Source organism: Erwinia sp. 009765445 (assembly GCF_058137865.1).
The window spans coordinates 185,672-205,835 of sequence record NZ_JBYUWC010000002.1 but is presented as its reverse complement, the minus strand read 5'-3'; the positions used below and the strand labels follow the sequence as shown (position 1 = coordinate 205,835).

20 protein-coding genes and 3 pseudogenes are annotated in these 20,164 nt (G+C 53.1%); 11 read left to right on the top strand and 12 right to left on the bottom strand.

The window, feature by feature from the left end:
* Positions 1-3: 3 nt before the first annotated feature.
* On the bottom strand, positions 4-1,248 hold the full coding sequence (locus AC3Y5R_RS03000) for an alpha-hydroxy acid oxidase (protein ID WP_489920073.1): 1,245 nt from the start codon (positions 1,246-1,248) through the stop codon (positions 4-6).
* 281 nt (positions 1,249-1,529) lie between these two features.
* Here AC3Y5R_RS03000 and AC3Y5R_RS02995 point away from each other — a divergent pair, with 281 nt between their 5' ends.
* Positions 1,530-2,198, top strand: coding sequence for an aspartate/glutamate racemase family protein (locus tag AC3Y5R_RS02995; RefSeq protein WP_489920072.1), 669 nt, complete (start codon positions 1,530-1,532; stop codon positions 2,196-2,198).
* Positions 2,199-2,203: 5 nt separating this feature from the next.
* Complete coding sequence (locus tag AC3Y5R_RS02990; RefSeq protein ID WP_489920071.1) at positions 2,204-3,010, top strand: hydroxypyruvate isomerase family protein; 807 nt, start codon at positions 2,204-2,206, stop codon at positions 3,008-3,010.
* A 37-nt stretch (positions 3,011-3,047) separates the two neighbouring features.
* Here the strand turns inward: AC3Y5R_RS02990 and AC3Y5R_RS02985 are convergent, their stop codons facing one another.
* Positions 3,048-3,422, bottom strand: a complete 375-nt coding sequence (locus tag AC3Y5R_RS02985; RefSeq protein ID WP_489920070.1) for a MarR family winged helix-turn-helix transcriptional regulator — start codon at positions 3,420-3,422, stop codon at positions 3,048-3,050.
* Here AC3Y5R_RS02985 and AC3Y5R_RS02980 point away from each other — a divergent pair.
* Positions 3,422-3,658 (top strand): hypothetical protein, encoded by a 237-nt coding sequence (locus tag AC3Y5R_RS02980; protein WP_489920069.1) that lies wholly within the window; start codon positions 3,422-3,424, stop codon positions 3,656-3,658. The two genes, AC3Y5R_RS02985 and AC3Y5R_RS02980, sit on opposite strands and share 1 nt — an antisense overlap.
* Positions 3,659-3,726: 68 nt before the next feature.
* On the opposite strand, the gene idnD is transcribed toward AC3Y5R_RS02980, so the two are convergent.
* The 4 genes and pseudogenes from idnD to AC3Y5R_RS02960 all read right to left on the bottom strand — a co-directional run bounded on the left by idnD (position 3,727) and on the right by AC3Y5R_RS02960 (position 8,297).
* A complete protein-coding gene (idnD, locus tag AC3Y5R_RS02975; protein ID WP_489920068.1) occupies positions 3,727-4,770 on the bottom strand; it encodes an L-idonate 5-dehydrogenase in 1,044 nt (347 codons plus the stop codon).
* Positions 4,770-6,135 (bottom strand): annotated as a pseudogene (locus tag AC3Y5R_RS02970) (MFS transporter). Before AC3Y5R_RS02970 ends, idnD begins: the two are co-directional and overlap by 1 nt.
* Before the next feature lie 15 nt (positions 6,136-6,150).
* Positions 6,151-7,439 (bottom strand): annotated as a pseudogene (locus tag AC3Y5R_RS02965) (MFS transporter).
* A gap of 90 nt (positions 7,440-7,529) precedes the next feature.
* On the bottom strand, positions 7,530-8,297 hold the full coding sequence (locus tag AC3Y5R_RS02960) for an SDR family oxidoreductase (protein ID WP_489920067.1): 768 nt from the start codon (positions 8,295-8,297) through the stop codon (positions 7,530-7,532).
* A gap of 284 nt (positions 8,298-8,581) precedes the next feature.
* Between AC3Y5R_RS02960 and AC3Y5R_RS02955 the strand changes: the two genes are divergently transcribed.
* Together AC3Y5R_RS02955 and AC3Y5R_RS02950 are read left to right on the top strand one after the other, a co-directional pair.
* Complete coding sequence (locus AC3Y5R_RS02955) at positions 8,582-9,286, top strand: FadR/GntR family transcriptional regulator (RefSeq protein WP_489920066.1); 705 nt, start codon at positions 8,582-8,584, stop codon at positions 9,284-9,286.
* A 171-nt stretch (positions 9,287-9,457) separates the two neighbouring features.
* Positions 9,458-10,711, top strand: coding sequence for an enolase C-terminal domain-like protein (locus AC3Y5R_RS02950; RefSeq protein WP_489920065.1), 1,254 nt, complete (start codon positions 9,458-9,460; stop codon positions 10,709-10,711).
* 57 nt (positions 10,712-10,768) lie between these two features.
* Here the strand turns inward: AC3Y5R_RS02950 and AC3Y5R_RS02945 are convergent, their stop codons facing one another.
* Positions 10,769-11,059, bottom strand: coding sequence for an SDR family NAD(P)-dependent oxidoreductase (locus tag AC3Y5R_RS02945; RefSeq protein WP_489920064.1), 291 nt, complete (start codon positions 11,057-11,059; stop codon positions 10,769-10,771).
* A gap of 19 nt (positions 11,060-11,078) precedes the next feature.
* Positions 11,079-11,435 carry an SDR family NAD(P)-dependent oxidoreductase gene (locus tag AC3Y5R_RS02940; RefSeq protein ID WP_489920063.1) on the bottom strand — a complete coding sequence of 119 codons (357 nt, stop codon included), beginning with the start codon at positions 11,433-11,435 and terminating at the stop codon, positions 11,079-11,081.
* 162 nt (positions 11,436-11,597) lie between these two features.
* Between AC3Y5R_RS02940 and AC3Y5R_RS02935 the strand changes: the two genes are divergently transcribed.
* The 3 genes and pseudogenes from AC3Y5R_RS02935 to AC3Y5R_RS02925 form a co-directional block, all read left to right on the top strand.
* Positions 11,598-12,218: a TetR/AcrR family transcriptional regulator gene (locus tag AC3Y5R_RS02935; protein WP_489920062.1), complete on the top strand. Its 621-nt coding sequence runs from the start codon at positions 11,598-11,600 to the stop codon at positions 12,216-12,218.
* A complete protein-coding gene (locus tag AC3Y5R_RS02930) occupies positions 12,215-12,400 on the top strand; it encodes a hypothetical protein (RefSeq protein ID WP_489920061.1) in 186 nt (61 codons plus the stop codon). The genes AC3Y5R_RS02935 and AC3Y5R_RS02930 overlap by 4 nt, the downstream gene beginning before the upstream one ends.
* A 183-nt stretch (positions 12,401-12,583) precedes the next feature.
* Positions 12,584-12,916 (top strand): annotated as a pseudogene (locus tag AC3Y5R_RS02925) (Exc2 family lipoprotein); the annotation flags it as partial.
* Positions 12,917-12,961: 45 nt separating this feature from the next.
* On the opposite strand, the gene AC3Y5R_RS02920 reads toward AC3Y5R_RS02925, so the two are convergent.
* The gene (locus AC3Y5R_RS02920; RefSeq protein WP_489920060.1) at positions 12,962-14,017 is read right to left on the bottom strand and encodes an acyltransferase family protein; all 1,056 of its coding nucleotides are present in this window, start codon (positions 14,015-14,017) and stop codon (positions 12,962-12,964) included.
* Positions 14,018-14,266: 249 nt separating this feature from the next.
* Positions 14,267-15,175: an AraC family transcriptional regulator gene (locus AC3Y5R_RS02915; protein ID WP_489920059.1), complete on the bottom strand. Its 909-nt coding sequence runs from the start codon at positions 15,173-15,175 to the stop codon at positions 14,267-14,269.
* A 309-nt stretch (positions 15,176-15,484) separates the two neighbouring features.
* Between AC3Y5R_RS02915 and AC3Y5R_RS02910 the strand changes: the two genes are divergently transcribed.
* Together AC3Y5R_RS02910 and AC3Y5R_RS02905 are read left to right on the top strand one after the other, a co-directional pair.
* Positions 15,485-15,856 (top strand): VOC family protein, encoded by a 372-nt coding sequence (locus AC3Y5R_RS02910; RefSeq protein ID WP_489920166.1) that lies wholly within the window; start codon positions 15,485-15,487, stop codon positions 15,854-15,856.
* A gap of 379 nt (positions 15,857-16,235) precedes the next feature.
* Positions 16,236-17,120 (top strand): SDR family oxidoreductase, encoded by an 885-nt coding sequence (locus tag AC3Y5R_RS02905; protein ID WP_489920058.1) that lies wholly within the window; start codon positions 16,236-16,238, stop codon positions 17,118-17,120.
* 160 nt (positions 17,121-17,280) lie between these two features.
* Here the strand turns inward: AC3Y5R_RS02905 and AC3Y5R_RS02900 are convergent, their stop codons facing one another.
* Entirely contained in the window at positions 17,281-18,282 is a 1,002-nt protein-coding gene (locus AC3Y5R_RS02900) for a LacI family DNA-binding transcriptional regulator (RefSeq protein WP_158781426.1), read from the bottom strand.
* An 83-nt stretch (positions 18,283-18,365) separates the two neighbouring features.
* Entirely contained in the window at positions 18,366-18,908 is a 543-nt protein-coding gene (locus AC3Y5R_RS02895; protein WP_489920057.1) for a D-lyxose/D-mannose family sugar isomerase, read from the bottom strand.
* 220 nt (positions 18,909-19,128) lie between these two features.
* Between AC3Y5R_RS02895 and AC3Y5R_RS02890 the strand changes: the two genes are divergently transcribed.
* Positions 19,129-20,163, top strand: coding sequence for an NAD(P)-dependent alcohol dehydrogenase (locus AC3Y5R_RS02890; protein WP_489920056.1), 1,035 nt, complete (start codon positions 19,129-19,131; stop codon positions 20,161-20,163).
* Position 20,164: the final 1 nt, after the last annotated feature.

Here is a 20,164-nt window from a genome sequence, read left to right as displayed (position 1 = left end):
CTCCTAATAATCAGAACGTTTTCGCAGATAGCTGCTGTCCAGTCCGGCTGGCGTTTTCACGCCAATCAGCGCCAGATCCCGGTCAATTTCATCGCGCAATATATGCATAGCATGTTCAACACCCGCCTGGCCACCCACGACGGCACCATACAGGAACGGACGGCCCAGAAAGACAAAATCTGCACCCAGCGCCATCGCTTTCATCACGTCCGTGCCGCGACGAATACCGCTGTCGATGATCACCTTCATCTGGCCTTTGTTCGCCGCAATTTCGGGAAGCGTATGCAAAGGGGGAACCGTGTGATCCAGCTGACGGCCGCCATGATTGGAGAGGATCACCGCATCGACTCCCAAATCACGTGCGATAAAAGCATCTTCCGGCGACATCAGCCCCTTGATCACCAGGTTGCCCGGCCATTTTTTGCGGATCGCCTCGACGTTTTTCCAGTTCAGCTTGTCACGGGCCTGGGTGTTACGCACTTTGCTGGACATCATTGGCGGCCCGCGCTCGGCGTCAGTGTTCTCGAAGTGGGGCGCACCGTGGCGCAGGAAAGTCTGTGCCACTGTACCCAGCAGCCAGCGGGGATTCACCGCGCTCTGGAAAGCGACTTTTGGCGTGATTTTGATCGGCATGCTGAAACCGCTGCGCGTATTGTGTTCCCGGTTGCCCAGCATCGGTGTATCACCGGTGACCACCAGCGTCTGATAGCCAGCCGCCGCCACGCGATCCACCAGCCGGTCGATACGGGGTTGATCTCCCGCCAGATAGGCCTGGAACCACGCATCCGGATTGGCGGCATGCACATCTTCCAGCTTTACCAGTGAGGAGGCGCTGAGGATCATCGGCACATTCATCTCGCGGGCGGCTTTCGCCAGCGCAATATCCGCCTGATAGGCAACAAAAGAAGCGCCACCCAGCGGCGCAATGCCAAAGGGGTGCTGATAAGTATAACCAAACAACGTGGTGCGCTGATCGCGACCGGAGACGTCCCGGAACATGCGGGGGATAAAAGTATATTGCTGATAGGCTTCAAAGTTTCCGGCGATACCGCGCCCGGTTTCCACGCCTCCTGCCACATACTGATAAATCATATCGGGCAGACGCCGTCGCGCATGCCGTTCAAAATCATCCAGCGCCAGCAGGTCGCGAAACCGGCGGGGCAGTTTTTTTACTGCAGGAGAACTGGCGGCAGCGGCCGCTCCGGTTACCACATTTTGCAGTGAAGAAGAGTTAGCAGGTGAAGTCATAATGCGTTCTCACAGTCCATTGGGGTTAGCGGTGAGGCATAACGGCATGACCAGTCATGACGAATAATGCGTTTTATTTGTAAGCGCTTTCAATTCTGAGCAATCATGACTAACATTTCAATAACACCGTAACACTACCTTGGCGTTTTTATGTGACCTGTCTCACTTTACAGAAACATTTGTAAGCCCTTACATTTAGAGTGTGCCCAAAAAAGATAGTGGCCGGAGAAATTCAGCCACGCTGAACTTCCTGATCTGAGCGTTTATCACTGGAGAGCTGGATGACTGCAAGAATCGTATTACTGCATGCCACACCGGTAGCAATGACCCCAATCCACACAGCGTTTAATGAAGTCTGGCCAGAGGCCGAAACCATTAATCTGCTGGACGACGGATTGTCGATCGACCGCGACAGAGAACCGGAATTGTCATCCGCAATGATTGACCGTTTCGTGCGTTTTGGTCATTACGCTTATGACATGCAGGCGCAGGGTATCCTGATTACCTGCTCTGCTTTTGGCCCCGCTATTGACCGGCTGGCAAAAGAGGTGCCGGTGCCGGTACTGAAGCCGAATGAGGCCATGTTTTTTGATGCGCTGGCGCAGGGTAAAAACATCGGCATGCTGGCCACTTTTGGACCGGCGGTGGAGACCATGACCGACGAATTTAACGAGTACGTGGCGAAGAGCGGTTCCTCTGCCAGATTGAACACCATCCTGGTGGATGATGCGATTGGCCTGCTGAAAAAAGGGGATGCGGAAAGCCATAACCGGCTGGTGGCAGCACGGGCGAAGGAGCTGGCGCAGTGTGACGTGATTATGCTGGCTCATTTTTCAACTTCCCGCGCTGCGACGAGCGTCCGGGCGCAAGTTGATATTCCGGTGCTGACCGCGCCACATGCGGCGGTGAAACGCATGCGGGCCAGCGTGCTTGCTGGCGTGAAAGAGTGAGCTTCATGGCCGGAGAAGGAGCGGCTGGCGGACTGCGCTTTTGCGCGAATCTGAAATGGTTGTTCACCGAACTGCCTTTTGAGCAACGGTTTATGGCGGCGGCTCAGGCCGGATTCCGCGCGGTGGAATATGCGCAGCCCTACGAGTGGCCGGTTGGTTTTCTGCAGGAAAAGCTGCGTGCGAACGGCCTGCAGCAAATTCTGATCAACACGCCGGTTGGCGCTGCAGACTTGCCACAGCGCTCGGGGATGGCTTGCCAGCCTGACTCGGTGGCGGCGTTTCAGCACGGTATGCTGCAGGCGCTGGAGTATGCTGAGGCGCTGAGCTGTCCGTATATTCATCTGCAGGCTGGTCTGCAGCCGGATAACGCCACGGCGGCCGCAGCGCTGATGCAATTTCTGGAGAACATCCACTGGGCGAAAGAATTGGCGGAGAAGCAGGGCGTGATCCTGTTGCTGGAAGCGATCAACCGTCATGATATTCCCGGCTTTTTTCTCAGTGATTACCATTTTGCGGCAGATATTGTCAGGCAGATTAACAGCCCGTCGGTGCGGCTGATGCTTGATCTCTATCACTGCCAGGTGATGCACGGCGATATCAGCCGCAATATCGCTTCGTTACTTCCACTGGCGGCCCATGTGCAGATAGCCGATGCGCCCACCCGCAGCGAACCGGGCAGAGGCGAGCTAAACTGGAACTATGTTTTCAGTCAGTTACGGTGGCTGGGCTATGACGGCTGGATCGGCTGCGAATACCGACCGCTCATTAGTACAGCAGAGAGTCTGAGTTGGATGACTGAAAAGCCGGTGTAACTAACCGGCATCTGTATCGGCTGCGAGGCTCCCTGATTCATTCAGCTGGGTCCGTTGCCAGCGAGTCCGTTAGCTGCCCGGCAAACCGGCTCATCAGCCTGACCAGTTCGTTAAGATCCTGCGGCTCCCAGCTGTCGAAAATAGCACGGGACAACCGTTCTCGTGCTGCATCCACGCTGTCCGTCATTGCTTTACCTGACGGAGTGATTACCGCTTCCCGAACCCGGCGGTCGAACTGACCAGCACGGCGCTCCACCAGTCCGGCGCTTTCCAGTTTGGCGATCTGACGGCTGACGGTGGTGTAATCGCGGCCTGCACGGTCAGCCAGTTCCACCACGCCAACCGGCCCAAAACGTTCAACGCCTACCAGCAGCAGGAGCGAAGGCCGTACGCTTTGTGCAGGTTGGCTCAATGAGCGGCGGCGATATCACTCTGCCGGGCTCCCTGCTGCGTTCAAAGGCCATTGTCCTGATGGGCAGTGGCCTGGGCAGCATTTCCAGCGAAGGTCTGATCCGCTGTATCACAGCGTTGTTGCAGGCCTCACCTCAGGCAGGGTTCAGAATTGCCACCCGGGCAGTGCCGTTATCGGATGTGACGAAGAACTGGTCTGAAAATGACAGCAGTAGCAGAACGGTGTGCACGATTTGACGCTGAAACAGCCGTCATCAATAAGCCCGTCCGGGCACAGGATGCCGGACGGGATGGGACTGAGGCCCTCAGTTAAAAGTCACCTGAACCTTGGCGGCCTGGCTTTTATCGCTGGCCATCTCCAGCGCTTTCACCACTTCTTCCTGCGGGAAGATGGCGGAAAGCAGCGGCAACGGGTTGATACGGCCGCTTTCAAGCCAGCTTACGGCGATGGCGAATTCATTGATAAAACGGAAGGAGCCGGTCAGCTGGATCTCTTTCACCAGCAGCGGCATAAGCGGGAAATCCACCGAAGCGGCTCCCATCCCCAACTGCACAATGCGGCCTTTTGGACGGGTAAACCCGACCGTAGAGGCAATAGCGGCAGGTGCGCCTGAGGCCTCGAAACACACATCAAAGTAGCCGCCATTTTCCAGCCACTGACGGGTGGTTGTTTCATCAGTCGGCGATACGGACAATGAAGCGCCCATTTCCAGCGCCAGCGCGCGGCAGCGTTCACTCATATCGGTGGCGTTAATTTCGCCCGCACCTGCGGCGAAGGCCGCAGCCATCACCAGACAGCCAATTGGCCCGGAACCGGTAACCAGCACCTTTTTGCCCACCAAATCACCAGCCTGATGGATGGCATGAATCGCCACGGCCAGCGGCTCAGCAAAGGCCATCACTTTGGAATCAGCCTTATCGGAATAGGGGACACACTGCGACGGCTGGGCGGCGACATAGCTGGCAAAGCCGCCATGGACATGCGGGAAGAACTGGGCGCTGCCCATAAATTTCATTGTCCGGCAGAGGTTCTGCTGTCCGTTGAGACAAAAATAGCAGTGATTACAGGGTTGAGACGGATTGACCGCCACCCGCTGCCCCACTTTCAGGCCGCTGTCCGCTGGTGCCTGCGCCACGCTACCGACAAATTCGTGCCCGAGGATCATTGGCTGCTTAAGGATCGACATCCCCGCGCGCCCATGCTGGTAATAATGAATATCAGAGCCGCAGATACCGCCACGCTCGACTTTGACCAACACCTGGTCATCGCGACATTCCAGCATCAGATCCTCGTTGCGCACTTCATAAGCGGCACTCACCACGCTGGCTGTAATTTCTTGCTGTTTCATCAGTAGTCCCCGGCTTTGGATGGATTATCAAAAGGTTGCTGGCTGTTTATACCCGTCCCCGGTTCGTCAGGCAGACGAATAACGGCAATTTTACCCACAAGGAAGGTATAGGCCAGGAAGCCTGCCAGCGCCACGGCGGCGATATACCACATGGCATACTGGAAATTCTGCGTGCGCTGCAGGATCACGCCGATCACTATCGGGCTGACGATGCCCGAAAGGTTGCCAAAAATATTCAGAAAACCGCCGACAGTGCCAATCAGCTGGCGTGGCACCACATCACTGCATACCACCCAGCCAAGGTTGGAAAAGGCATTGGCAAAGAAGGCGATCGAAAGAATGGCGATAGCGATCGTCGGACTGTGTTGGAAAAAATTGACCAGTGCGATTGAAGTCGTAACCAGCAGGCCAGACATCACCGGCAGCTTACGGGCGAAGGTGCGGGAAGCGCCCCTTTTCAGCAGCATATCGCTGAGCGTCCCACCGCACAGTACCCCGGCCATCGCCATCAGATACGGGAACATGGCCCCGATACCGGCTTTGGCAATGGTCAGACCCAGTCCTTTTTCCAGATAGACGATAAACCAGGTCAGGAAAAAATAGAGGGAGGAAGAGGCGGCGAACTGGGCGATAAACAGGCCCCAGATGATGTGCTGACGCAGAACGTATTTCACATTTTTCCAGTTCACTTCGCCGTTGCCACTCTGCTGGCTGTCTGAACCATAGCCACCGCCTTCACGGATATAGTCCAGCTCGGCCTGGTTGGCGCTCTGGCTGTGGATAGGCAATCAGCCAGTAGATACCAAAGAAAATCCCAATGCCGCCGGACAGATAGAAAGAGGCTTCCCATCCCCATGTTGCCACAATCCATGACAGCACCGGCGTCAGCAACGCCAGGCCAATGTATTGTGCACTGGCATAAAAGGCCGTGGCGCGGGCGCGTTCATGGTCAGGAAACCAGTTGGCGATGATTTTGGTGTTCGAAGGAAATGAGGGCGCTTCGGCGATGCCAATCAGTGCACGGCAGACCAGCAGCATGGCAAATGATGCCGCACTTGTTGCGAACAGGTGATGGGAAGAAAAGCCCATCGCAAAGGTGAACACGCTCCATGACACTATCGCGCTTCCATACAGCATGCGGGAGCCAATCCTGTCCAGAATATAGCCCACCGGGATCTGGCTCATGGCATAGAACCAGGTAAACATCGAGAACAACAGTCCAAGTTGCGTAGGGGAGAGACTAAATTCGCCCTGAATATGCGACCCGGCGACGGAAAGGTTGGCACGATCCATATAGTTGATGGCGGTCACCACAAACAGCATCATCAGAATGGTCAGCCGGGATCGGGTGGGTTTATTCATCATGGTAAGTCCCTGAAGTCAATAAGCCGAGTTTGTTGTTGGCAGTGAAGGCTGATGGCTGCTGAACCGCGTTAACGCCGCCAGTAATACAGCCGCTACCAATGCGCCGCCCATAAAGACATATGAGGCATCAGGATTACCGGTCAGTCCGTTGAGATAACCCACAATCCATGCACCAACAAACGAGCCCAGTGCTCCGCAACAAACCACAAATGACATTGCACCAGCCACAACGTTGCGGGGGATCATCTCAGGAATGGCCGCAAAGAAGGGACCATAGGGGGTGTACATTGCGCCACCGGCAATCACCAGCAATCCCCAGGAGAGCCAGAAATGGGTTGAACCCAGCGTGAAGGAGGCAATAAAACACATTGCACCAAGGCCGAGGAATAACAGGACGACAGATTTACGCTGTTGGTATTTATCCGAGAACCAGGATGCACAAAGCATTAGCGGAACGGCCAGCAGATAAGGGGCGGCGGAGAGCCAGCCGGTTGCAACGATACCAAGGCCGGAGGCGGCTTTCAGCATGGAAGGAAGCCACATGATAAAACCGTACATGCCGATGTTCCAGAAAAGGTGAATCGATGCCAGCGCCAGCACTTTGGGCGATCGGAAGGCTTCACGGTAGTTTTTTACCGGCTTAATGCTGTCCTGCTCGGCGGCCAGTGCCGTTTCGATCGCCCGCTTTTCTTGCTCATTCAGCCACTTTGCATCGCGGGGACGATCGGCATAAATTACCCACCAGATTACCGCCCAGATCACGGCTGGCAGACCTTCGATAATAAACATCCCGCGCCAGCCAAAGGCGTTCACCAGGTATCCGGACAGGATCGACATCCATAACACGGTGACTGGATTGCCAAGAAATAAGAAGGTATTGGCTCTGGAACGTTCTGCCCGCGTAAACCAGTGGCTCAGAAATATCAGCATCGCTGGCATGACCACGCTTTCTGCCACGCCGAGGAGAAAGCGGATAACTGCCAGCAGGGCAATGCTATGAACCATGCCGGTCGCTGCTGCCAGTATTCCCCAAAGTATCAGACTCCAGAAAATCAGTTTTTTTGCAGAGTGTTTTTCGGCATAGATGCCGCCGGGAACCTGAAAAAAGAAGTAGCCGAGAAAAAACAGGGCGCCAAGTAATGACGAAATGCCCGGAGTAATATTCATATCTTCAGCAAGGCCAGCCGCCGCGCCAAAACCATAGTTGGCCCGATCAAGATAGGCCAGACTGTAGTAATGAAGGCAATGGGGATCAATTTCCCCCAGCGACTGGCGGGTAATTTTCCTGCAATAATGTGATTCATCTTATTTACCTTTAATTGCCCCGTTTTCAGGTGCGACGGCAGAGTGGCTGTCTCGGCTCTGAACCGTTTAAACAGAGATGTTGGGCTTTCCTACAGCGTTGCAAGCCAGCCGCCGTCGACGTAAATAATCTGGCCGTTAACATAGTTGGAGGCGGATGAGGCCAGGTACACAGCGGTGCCGATCAGCTCTTCAGGCTGGCCCCAGCGGCCGGAGGGATTACTGGCACGCACCCACTGATCGAATTCGGCATTCTCTACCAGCGCCTGATTCATATCGGTAAGGATGTATCCCGGACCAATTGCATTGCTCTGAATATTGTATTGCGCCCATTCCGCCGCCATTGATTTGGTCAGCAATTTGATGCCGCCTTTCGCTGCGGTGTAGGGTGCAACCGTGGCACGGGCGGCCTGGCTGGTCAGCGAACCAATATTGATAATTTTGCCACCGCTCTCTCTGGCAACCATGCGTCTGGCTGCCGCACGGGCTATCAGAAAAGCGCTGGTCAGGTTGATGTCCAGCACGCGCTGCCAGTCGCTCAGCTCCAGTTCCAGCATGGGTTTGCGAAACTGGATCCCGGCGTTATTGATCACGATGTCGACATGCACATCCTCATCATCAAGCTGCCGGAATACTTCTTCTACTGCGGTTTCATCGGCGACGTTAAACAGGAATCCCCGCGCGTTGGCTCCCTGTTCCTGCAGTACAGACAGGGCTTTTTTAAGATGTATTTCCTGAGTGCCGTTAAGGATCACCGAGGCACCCGCCGCCGCCAGACCCTGAGCATAGGCAAAACCCAGCCCACGGGTTGAACCGGTAATCAGCGCAGTTTTGCCGTGAAGAGAGAATAGTGAAGACATAAAAACTCCTGAAGATGTTCATGTAACATGACTAACAAGTTGAATGCATAAGATCTACGTGATGGGAATATTTTCGGCAATCGGCAGGGGGAAGAAATGTAGTTCCGGTCACATTAATCATGATTTTTAATATTTTGTTTTTATATTAGTTGTTATTTAACAATAATATAAAGTGTATTTCGTGATTCGGATCACAATCTGTTGCGGTGCCAAAGTAATGCTTGCCAACGCTGGCAGGCCGGTGCTAAAAAGAGGCCTGACTTGTAGGACAGGATCGAAATGGCGTGATACTGGAAAGCGTACAAAAGCATAACGTGGTGAACGTTATCTATGAACAGATGAAGCAGTCCATTCAGGAGGGCGTCTGGCCGCCAGGCTGTAAGCTGCCTTCAGAAGCGGAACTGACTTCCCAATTTAACGTCAGCCGGGTCAGCGTCCGCAGTGCCGTACAGAAACTGAGGGATTTGGGCGTGGTCGTAACCCATCAGGGAAAGGGGACCTACGTCACACGGGATGTCGCACGCTACGGTGCATTCAGCGACAACCAGCCCATTTTGCATCTGTCACAGGAGGAGTTCGACGATATGCGGGTGTTTCGCCAGACGGTGGAGTTTCGCTGTATGGATCTGGCGGTACAGAATGCCACGGATGAGGATATCCGGCTGCTGGAGCAGGCACTTAACCGCATGCTGGTCAGCAAAGATGACTATAAAAAATATACCCAGGCTGACTATGATTTTCATCTGGCTATCGTGAAGGCGTCGCATAACAAGGTCTTTATCCACGTGATGGAATCCTTGAAGAACATCTATATCCACTATCTGGAAGAGCTCAATCGGGTACTGGGGATCACCCTGGAAAGCGTGGAAGCACATATAAAAGTGTTTATGGCACTGAAAAACCGCGATGCTGCCACGGCGAGCGAAACGCTCAACAGGGCAATGGCACATAACGTTGATGCGATTGAGGTGAAACTCAGCGAAAAATAGCTGCCTGCCATCAGCACCCTGGCGGAATAAAGAGCCATCACAATCAACAACGCTTCTTGGTTGAGCAGAACACAGTGACGAATCTATCTCAGTGAAAGACCCAAAGATGGGCTTTTTCTGAACTTTTACATGTAGGACATCATACATCTTAGCATCAAGGCGGAGAGAGTTATGGACAGGTTAAAAATTACCAATATTAAAACCCTGCTGACGGCACCAGGCGGCATCGACCTGGTGGTCGTGAAAGTGGAAACCAACCAGCCGGGCCTGTACGGTCTTGGCTGCGCCACCTTCACCCAGCGCATCTTCGCAGTGGAAGCCGCGATTGAAAACTACATGAAACCATTTCTGACTGGTAAAGATCCGCTGCGCATTGAGGATATCTGGCAGTCAGCGGCGGTCAGCGGTTACTGGCGAAGCGGTCCGGTGATGAACAATGCGCTGTCCGGGATTGATATGGCGCTGTGGGATATCAAAGGAAAGGTGGCCGGCTTACAGGTTTATCAGCTGTTAGGCGGTCAGTGTCGGGATGGTATCCCGTTATACCGTCATTGCGATGGCGCGGATGAAGTCGAGGTGGAAGACAACATTCGGGCGAGGATGGAAGAGGGATACCAGTATGTTCGCTGCCAGATGGGGATGTATGGCGGGGCGGGCACCGAGGATCTGAAGTTGATAGCCGGAAAACTGGCCAAGGCGCGAAATATCAAACCGAAAGTTTCTCCACGTAGTCAGACGCCGGGGATCTACTTTGACCCGGATGCTTATGCCCGGGCGGTACCGCGTCTGTTTGACCATCTGCGTAACAAGCTGGGGTTCGGCGTGGAATTTATCCATGATGTGCACGAACGCATTACCCCGGTGGCTTCAGTTCAGCTGGCGAAAAGTCTTGAGCCTTATCAACTGTTTTTCCTGGAAGATCCGGTGGCACCGGAAAACCTGGACTGGCTGAAGATGATCCGCGCCCAGAGCTGCACGCCGATCTCAATGGGCGAGTTGTTCACCCACGTCAATGAGTGGAAACCTTTAATCCAGCAGCAGCTGATTGACTATATCCGCTGCCACGTCAGCACCATTGGCGGCATCACTCCGGCAAAAAAACTGGCGACCTATGCCGAAATCCACGGTGTACGCACCGCCTGGCACGGACCTGGGGATATTTCTCCGGTGGGTGTGGCGGCCAATCTTCACCTGGACATGAGCGTTACCAACTTTGGCATTCAGGAATACACGCCGGTAAATGATGCACTGATGGAAGTGTTCCCTGGCTGCCCGGAAATTGACCGGGGCTATGCTTACCTTAGCGACCGTCCTGGCTTGGGGGTGGATATTGATGAAGAGAAAGCCAGACGTTACCCTGTCACGGAAGGCCTGCCAGACTGGACCAATGCCCGTTTGCCAGATGGTTCAGCAGCGCGCCCTTAATTTTCGGGTAGTTCAGGGAAGTCAGGGGGGATTTTCTCTCCTGATGGCGGCTGTTTCTTACCAGCGTAATTGCTGGCCGGAATACTCTACATAGTGGTGGCCGCCTTTGCTCTGCCATACGTCAATCTGCCCGATAATCCCGCCGACGCTTTGCTCCACTGTCAGGGAAGCGTTACTGCCACCCATATCGGTTTGCACCCAGCCGGGATGAACGCACAGCAGCGTCTGGAACGGGCTGAGCCGAGTGGATAACCCACGGGACAGCATATTCAGCGCTGCTTTACTGGCAGAATAGAGTGGATAGGTCGCTGAAGGGTTTTCATTCAGGCTGGCCAGTTGCGAAGTCATCAGCGCCAGTACACCCCGGTCAGCAGCAAGCAGAGGAGGCAGTTCTGTAGCATAGGGGTGAGATGGCGTTAGTCATAAACAACGCTGTCAGTTCTGCATCGTCGGACTGCTGAATATCCTGATGATCCGGTCCGAAAACCCTCGCATTAATAAAGATCAGATCGAGTTGCTCTTCCGCTAATGAGTGCTTCAGGGCCTCCCGCTGCGTGGCGTGATTGATGTCTACTGTTAACCAACGAATGCCTGACGTTGCCACTGGCGCAGTGCTGCGCGTGGTGGCGGTGACTTCCCAACCCTGCGCGGCCAGTTGATTTGCTAAGCCTAAACCGATTCCGCGAGAGGCACCTACAACAAGCGCTTTTTTACCTGTAGCCATGATCTTTTCTCCTGTGTTTATTTCACAATGGCAGTTTCCTGCTGACAGCGCCAGCGTCCGGAACAGTGGCCGGATGAGCTGTTACCTTTTCGATAATGGCTTGCATTGTAGAATGACTGATCTACAATAAATTATAATCCCGTCACCTTTGCAGAGTGCATAATGAAACCCACGGTCGGTCGACCCAGAGAATTTGATCCGCAGGATTTGCTCAACACTGCACTTGAGTGCTTCTGGCAGCATGGTTACCGGGGCACCTCAATGGCTGATTTGATGAAAGCCTCGGGGCTTGCCAGTGCCAGTATCTACAAACTTTATCCTGATAAGCGCACTATCTTTCTGGCGGCGCTCAGACAATATATGGACAACGGTCTGGCTCGTCTTGAGCAGCGTTATCAGCAGCTTTCCCCGGAAGAAGCGTTAAAGGAAACGCTGAGTTTTGGCGTGGAGCTTTCAACCGGCAAGGCAGGTGAAAGAGGGTGCCTCACCATTGCCACAGCCAATGAATTGCTGCCCGGAGATGACGAAATCCGCAGGCTGGTCGGGTATAAGTTCAGCGGTATCGTCAGACACCTGACCGCTATTTTGGTGAAAGGACAGCAGGCGGGGGTATTCCGCCGCGACCAGGATGCTGCTATCCTGGCGGAAACACTGTTTATGCTGCTGGAAGGAATGAGGGTTTACGGCAAAATCCAACCGGACAGTGGTATGCTGGCCCAGGTAAATTCTTTTGTTATCAGCACAATATTGAGCCGGAACGATAATGAAGGCAGTGGCAAATGAGCTTGCCCATCGGCACGCAGGTACGGCGAAGAAAATCATTCCGTATCATGGTAGTGCTTGAGGTGGCCGGTGCTGCCGTCACCTGTGGCTGGTTCAGCAAAGGAGTCCTGATAAAACAAGTCTTTATCTGTGATGAGCTTCTTGTTGTTGCCTATCACTCTGACATCTGGCCGCTGACGTGAACCGGATCGCAAGAAAGCATTTGAGAGAGTGTTAGTATGACCGCCGCGTAAAACATTTCGCGAATATCACTGTTTTTTAAAAACTTTATTCAGGGAAGAAGAATAATGATCCTCTCAGCCCGTCTGATGTTACTCGTCTGTACCTTATCTCTTGCCGCCTGTGCCGGATAACAAACCAGCCCGGAACGTCATGCTGTCCATGCCACTCATCAGCTGGCACAGGTACAGTTCGATCCTCACTATCGCATTGCTACCGCAGATTCGATTCGGATGCTGAAGCCCGGTCTGGAAAGATTTTATCAGCAGGGCAAAGCCGATCGTGTGGCAGGAATGACAGCAGCGCAGGCAGAACAACGCATCGCACAGTTCAGCGCCCCTGATTTTTTACCCGCCAGCCAGATGTCCCATCAGTTTGTGGGGCAATCGTACGGAGCAGATCGTCCACAGAAAGAACGCGAAATTCTTATTAAGGCAATCACGGCGACTTACCGGGATGGCTACGAAGGGCGGCCATAAGTTCCGGTTGTTATGACCTCCCGGAAGATGGGTAGGTCATGGTAATTAGCCGATCTGCGGCTGCTTTCTTTTTCTCTTCAGCATGTCTCTGAAAGCAGGTTCGGCATATTTGGTGATAAACAACGCGATCAAATAGATCATGGTCACCACCGGGATGGACATGAACATCATCACGTAATCATTTTTGATTGCGTGATCGAGTTTCACCAGCAACGCAATCATCAGGTTTTCATGGATCAAATAGAGTGCATAACTGACAAAACCTATCGCCGTTAAAAAAGGAGTGGAAAGGATTTTCTCCAGTTTTGGAGAATAGAAGCTGGCAATAAATAAGATAAATGCCATCGCCAGAGGAAGCAGTACGCTAAGCCCACTGGTTTTTACATAAAAACTCAGGTTTATCAGTATGGCGATAAACGTCAATCCATAATGGTATAGCTTGTCTCTGTTATGCAATCTTTCATACACCAGGCAACCAATCATAAACCAGGAGTAATGGATAAACCCAAATTTCGAGATGACATCGGCCAGCGGAGCGTAACCCATCATTTTGATCGCTGAGGCTGCTGACAGCACCAGCATTGGCAGAATCAGCGCAGGCAGGCAATATTTTCTGCCTGCCAGATAATAAACAGCGCCGATCAGGATGTAAAAGACGGCTTCCACATATAACGACCAGAACGAGCCTTCGAGTGATTTAAATTCCACACCACTGAGCATCGAAAGGGTCTCAGGGTTGGTGAAAATCAGTCCGGGGACCAGGTTTAACAGGGGCGGGCTGCCTGCTGGTCTTTCAGGAAACAGGTTTGCCGTGAGGTAGATCATCAGACTGGCAATAAACATGGCAGGAAACAATCGCAGCCATCTTTTCTTGAGGAATGAAATATAACTTTCCGATTTATCAAGCGTCATAAAAATGACGAAACCTGAAATCATAAAAAACAACGGCACTCCAAGATAGCCAAATGCAAATAACGGAAAATCTTTAGTACGGGAGACATAATGCAGCATTTCTGGCCATCTCGAATAGGCATGAAAACCAATAACCAGCAGAATGGCTAAACCACGCATCCCATCCAGATGTTGTATTCGTGCACGCATGATGCTTCCTGAGAGTGTCAGTGTATGTAAAGATGAGTTACATTATCATTAAGAAATCGTAACTTTCTATCCGAATTACTCCTAAAGAGTGAGCAGGTATTTGAGTACAGGCTGGTCCTAAGATGCTGTCATTTTTTATTTATTGGATCTGACAAAAGATCCAACAATTAATACGTTAAAAACGCCAATAAATTTTCTCAGCAAGTATTTTGGGCGGAGGCAGCCGCGTTTAAGGCTGTTTATTAATGCTTATTGGCTGGTTACCTCTTCGCGAGCGTAACGGGCTGGAGGCAGACCAACATAGCGGGTAAATGCCACACTGAAGGCGCTGGCCGAGCTGTAACCCACGCGCTGGGCGATTTCAGTCATCCCCACATCCTGTTCCCGCAACAGATTTTTTGCCAAAGCCATTCGCCAGGCCAGCAGATATTCCATCGGGGCAATGCCCATCGCGCGGCGAAAACGTTCAAAGAAAGCCGATCGGGACAGCGAAGCCGCTTTTGCCAGCTGGGCTACCGTCCAGGGGTGAGTGGGGAGTTCATGCATACTGTGGATTGCCACGGCCAGCCGCTCATCAGCCAGACCGCGTACCAGCCCGGGAGCTGAACCTGATATTGCCATGGAACGTAATGCCTCAATCAGCATCACTTCCAGCAGTCGTGACAACACCACTTCACGGGCCGGGCGCTGGGCGCGGGACTCATCAATGACAAGTTGAACCAGAGTGGTCAGCCTGCCGACGCCACGAACATGCACCAGTTTTGGTAACAGTGACACCAGCAAAGCTGCATCCGGTGAGGCAAACTGACAATGCCCCACCAGAGACTGTACATCTCTGGGGCCATTTTGCTCGCCAAGACGAAATTCGCCATTCGGCAGCATAACAGGTGCCGTTTCAAAGTGCCCCGGAGGTGGAGCGATGGCGCTGCTCATGGTAAAGCCCTGAACGGAGGGGATCAGAACAAAATCCCCCTGATGCAGAGCAAGAGGAGGGTGACCATCAACAGTCAGACAGGAAGATCCTTCCAGCACCACGCAGTAAAAAGGATCGCCAAACTCAGAACGCCGCACGCGCCATTGACCTGCACCGTTCACCACTTTTGAAAAACGGGCGGCGGGCTGCAGCAACGTCACAACTTCAGTCAGTGGATCGATCATCTCAGGACTCCAGCGAAAGAAAAGGGGGGCATAAAATTTTACCCGTCCGGTCTCACTTATACCATGCCGGGGGTTTTATGCTATTTTCATGCAATGAAAAAATCATCAGGATGATGTGTGATGAAAAGAGTGGTGATCATTGATAGCCCGGGCGCGGGTAAATCAACCGCTGCACTCAGGCTTGCTGCAATAACCAGGCTTCCGGTTATCCATCTGGACCAACATTTCTGGTCTCCGGGTTGGGTGGAAACAGAAAAGAGCCGTTGGTATGAGAAGGTGCAGGCTCTGGTCACCACGCCGCAGTGGATCATGGATGGCAATTATGGTAGCACACTGGATCAACGGCTTTCGGTCGCCGGCATCACCAACCGTCACGATTATGACGGCATCAATGGCCCGTCAGGCCATCCTGACCTCAAGGGGTTTGGTGCCAATAGCCGGGTGTTTTTCTGGCTCAGACCGGCAACACCTTATCCGAAGGCGGTTCATGTTGGCTTTGTGGCAAACTCCGAAACTATGGTCAATCAGGCCTATGCAGAGGCAATTGCGGCAGGCGCAGCAGAGCTCCATCCGCCTGGTGCTCAGCTGCATTATGACCCGCGTTATTACGCCGCCCAGGTGAGAGACCCGGATGGATACAGTCTGGAGTTTGTCTATAAAAGCTGGCAGCACGGACGCTGAAAGCATGATTCCGCGAGGTAATATCTGGGGTTTAACCCGGTAATGCCAACTCTCATTACCTTTCAAAGATGCAATACCTTTATGAAAAATCTCATCTTAAATGGCGACGGGTGAAATAACGTAAAATTAGCGTTATTGAGTGTCACTATCCTGTATTAATTGAAGCGAGAATTGCTGTTCTCTCTTTTGCTCTCTTTAAAAAGAAATAATCGGCGATTTGTAAAATCTGTGTTATTTGCAAAGGTTATTACTTTGCCTGCCACAACCCGCCGCCAGGCTAAGCGCGAACCTGTTAGGATTTATACTACGATAAAGCCACTACTTTTCTGTCCGACCGCAGCGGGTAACATGGCCAGTACACTCACAGAGGAGGTCGCTCATGCTTGTATTTCTCACTGGTGCAACCGGTTTTATCGGCTCACGAATCGTTCCTGAACTGCAGGCCGCTGGCCATCAGGTGCTCGGGTTGACCCGATCGGATGCCGGAGCTGAAGCCCTGAAGGCAGCGGGCGTTGAAGTTTGTCGCGGCACGCTCGAAGATCCTGCCAGCATTGCCGCAGGTGCTGCACGAGCTGATGCCGTGATCCATACCGCTTTCGACCATGACTTTTCACGTTTTGTCGCCAACTGCGAAAAAGATGTCCGCGTGATCACCGCGCTGGCTGAAGCGCTGAAAGGGAGCAACCGGCCGCTGATCATCACTTCCGGCACCGGGATGGGGAATGCCGGTAAAGGAGGCCCCGCCACGGAAGATGTCTTTAATGCTGACGATCCTAACCCGCGCAAGGCATCGGAAGTGACCGGCAATAAGTTTCTGGATGCCGGTCAGGATGTGCGCGTAATGCGTCTGCCGCAGGTGCATGACACTTTCCGTCAGGGGCTGATATCGCCCTATATCGATATCGCCAGAGAAAAGGGCGTGGCCGCTTACGTGGCGGAAGGCAATAACTGCTGGCCCGCAGCCCACGTGCTGGATGTGGCGAAGCTGTACGTGATGGCGCTGGATAAGGGGCAGAAAGGGGCGCGCTATCATGCGGTGGCCGAGGAAGCGATCTCATCTCGCCAGATTGCAGAAGTCGTTGCCAAAGGGCTGGGCATTCCGGCTGTTTCCATTACGCCAGAAGAAGCTCAGCAGCACTTTGGCTGGTTCGCGATGTTTGCCGGGATGGATCTTCGTGCTTCCGGGCGCTGGACTCAGCAGCAGATGGGCTGGCAGCCAACCGGTCCGGGACTGATTGACGATCTGTCGCGGATGAAATATTAGGTCAGTAACAGAGCGGTTGCCAGACTGGCAACCGCTGACGAAATAATAATTTACAACCGACCGAATGCCATAACTTTCTGACAGCTAAATCCAGGAGTAGAGTATTTTAAGTCGCCTTTAAAAAGGCCGGAAGTTTAACAATTATTGGTTGATGCCGCTGTTACTGCACAACTTTCCCGCGGACCACCACTTTTCCGGGCTTGCTGTCACCGTCGGTGACTCGGCGGATCGCCAGATTGAATGCCTGCCAGGCTATTTCCTGCAAATCATGTGACACACAGGGAAAGTGAAAGCCATAAATACCGGCATGCGAAACCTCATCGATACTGAATAAATTCACCTGCTTCATCAGCGGCAGTTTGTGTTCAATACAGGCTTTGACGATGCCTAAAGAGATCTGGTTGTTACAACCAACAAAATAGTCCGGTGCTTCATTATCGGCCAGCCAGCGGCTGGTCTCCTGCCAGGCCACGTCCATAAAGAAATCAGCGTGCAGAACCTCCAGAGAGGCCACTTTTCCCTGCAGCGCGGCCTGTAATCCCGTGACTCTGTCACGGGCCACGCTGGAATTTTCCGGCCCGGACACCACCACCACACGCCGGGCTTTCTGTTCCAGCAGCCAGCGTCCGGCCTGTAATCCGCAATCGAGGTTATCGATATACACCCCGCTGCAATGGGACACTTCCAGCTCGCGGTCAACCAGCACCACCGGAATATTCAGGGTTTCCAGCCGCTTCATATAGGAGGGATGGTAGTGATGATCGTTGGAGATCACCGACAGAATGATCGCATCGACGTTATAGCTAATCAGCTTGTCGATAATGCGATCTTCCGTCTCCTGAGATTCATAGGAGTCGAACACCAGCGTGTCATAACCCAGCTTTTGTGCTTCCAGCGTCATCAGGCGCGTCAGTCCACCAAAGAACGGGTTCGCCATATCGGGATTGACGATGCCGATAGTTTTACTGGTTTTTGCGCGAAGATTCCTCGCCGCTGCATTGACCACATAGCCAAGCTGCTCTGCTGTCTGACGGATACGCTGTAGCGTCTCCGGATGCACTTTCTCCGGCTGGGAAAATGCCCTGGAGGCGGTGATTTTACTGACGTTAGCCTGCGCAGCGACGCTTGCAAGCGTCGCCTTTTGTCCCCGACCTGCTGCCAAGTTCGGCTCCTTAGTTAGAACATATCATTTTGTATCATTACTGAATCATGACAGATTTCGAACAGCGATGCGAATGCAGCTTGCTAAGCCATGCGATTTACGCGCGGATCAGTGAAGATATCCAGATCGTCGCGGCTTTCTGAGGAAAACTCAGACACCACTGCACCATGCTCTCCGGCCTGGAACCAGTGACGGGTGTTGGGAGCAATCGTGTACTGCTCGCCGGGACGTAGCAGGATGTATCGCGTGCAGGTATACCATGCTTCACTGTCTGCCGGCACCCGGCAGGTCAGATCGCCGCCCGCGTGATTCGGCGTCAGGCTGTCATCATCAACAAACAGGTAAACCTCGCCCCAACGGCAGCGGAAAGTCTCCTGCTTGCCGGGAGAGTTGTTGAAAGGCGGATGCAGATGTTCCGGGCAGGTCTGCAGCGGAAACAGCACCAGCTCCTTGGAGCAGTAACGCGGAGAGTTAATGTAGGTCAGGAGCTGCAGGCCGGAAATCGGGTAATCAGGCAGGCCAAATGAAGCAATTTCAATGCGTTGTTGCTCATCTTCGGTCAGGATGAGATGGGCTTTTTGCAGATAATGCAGTGTCTGTTGTACGTAGTAATGGATGTGATTCATCAGGTTCCCCGCGCACGTTAATGGTATCGGTATCATTAGATACGGCTCAGGGGGAGGTGATCTGTGATCGTTATCGATATTCAGTATCTAATCCACTCATTACCATTTACAAATTTGATGATTACTTAACATGCATCACAGATTTCCCGCTCTCTTTACGCCAGTATCGCCGCAGTTAAATGATATCGATAACATCAAAATGATTTCACTGGGGGTTAAAATGAAAGCGTTAGTTCTGGCGGAAGCGGGCAAAATTGCTATTGAAAATCGCGAGTTTGACGAGATGCTGGGTGACAATGATGTGAAGATAAAAATCCATTCAGTCGGGATCTGCGGCAGCGATGTTCACTACTATCAGCATGGCCGTATCGGGCCATTTGTGGTCAAAGCACCGATGGTACTCGGGCATGAAGCTTCCGGCGTGGTGCTGGCTACCGGAAAAAATGTCAGCCATGTTAAATCCGGCGACCGCGTCTGCATGGAACCGGGCATCCCCGATTTAAACTCTGCGCAATCACGCGCGGGCATATACAACCTTGATCCTGCTGTGCGCTTCTGGGCGACACCGCCGGTACACGGTTGCCTGCGGGAGTCGGTGATCCATCCCGGTGCATTTACGTTTAAATTGCCGGACAACGTCAGTTTTGCCGAAGGCGCAATGGTCGAACCGCTGGCAATCGGCATGCATGCCGCCACCAAAGCAGGCATTAAGCCGGGTGATATCGCGCTGGTGATTGGTGCCGGTCCGATTGGCGTGGTGACTGCACTGGCCGCGCTGGCAGGTGGCTGCTCGGATGTCATCATCTGTGACCTGTTTGACGAGAAGCTGGCAGTGGCCGCCGAGTATCCGGGGTTGCATGCGGTGAATATCAAAACCGGCGACCTGACGAGCAAAGTGGCCACCCTGACCAGCGGCAATGGTGCTGACGTGGTATTCGAATGCAGCGGTGCGAAACCCGCTATTGCCACCCTGGCAGAGCATGCTGCGCCGGGTGCGACCGCCGTGCTGGTTGGCATGCCAGTCGATGCCGCCCCAATGGATATTGTCGCCGCGCAGGCGAAAGAGATCACTTTCAAAACCATTTTTCGCTACGCCAACATGTATCCGCGCACCCTGCGTTTATTAAGCAGTGGAAAATTGCGTGTTCAACCGCTGATCAGCCAGACCTATAAGTTTGCCGACAGCGTGGCTGCGTTTGAGCGAGCTGCCGCCGGTAATGCCTCTGACATCAAAATCATGCTGGAAATGGAGTAAG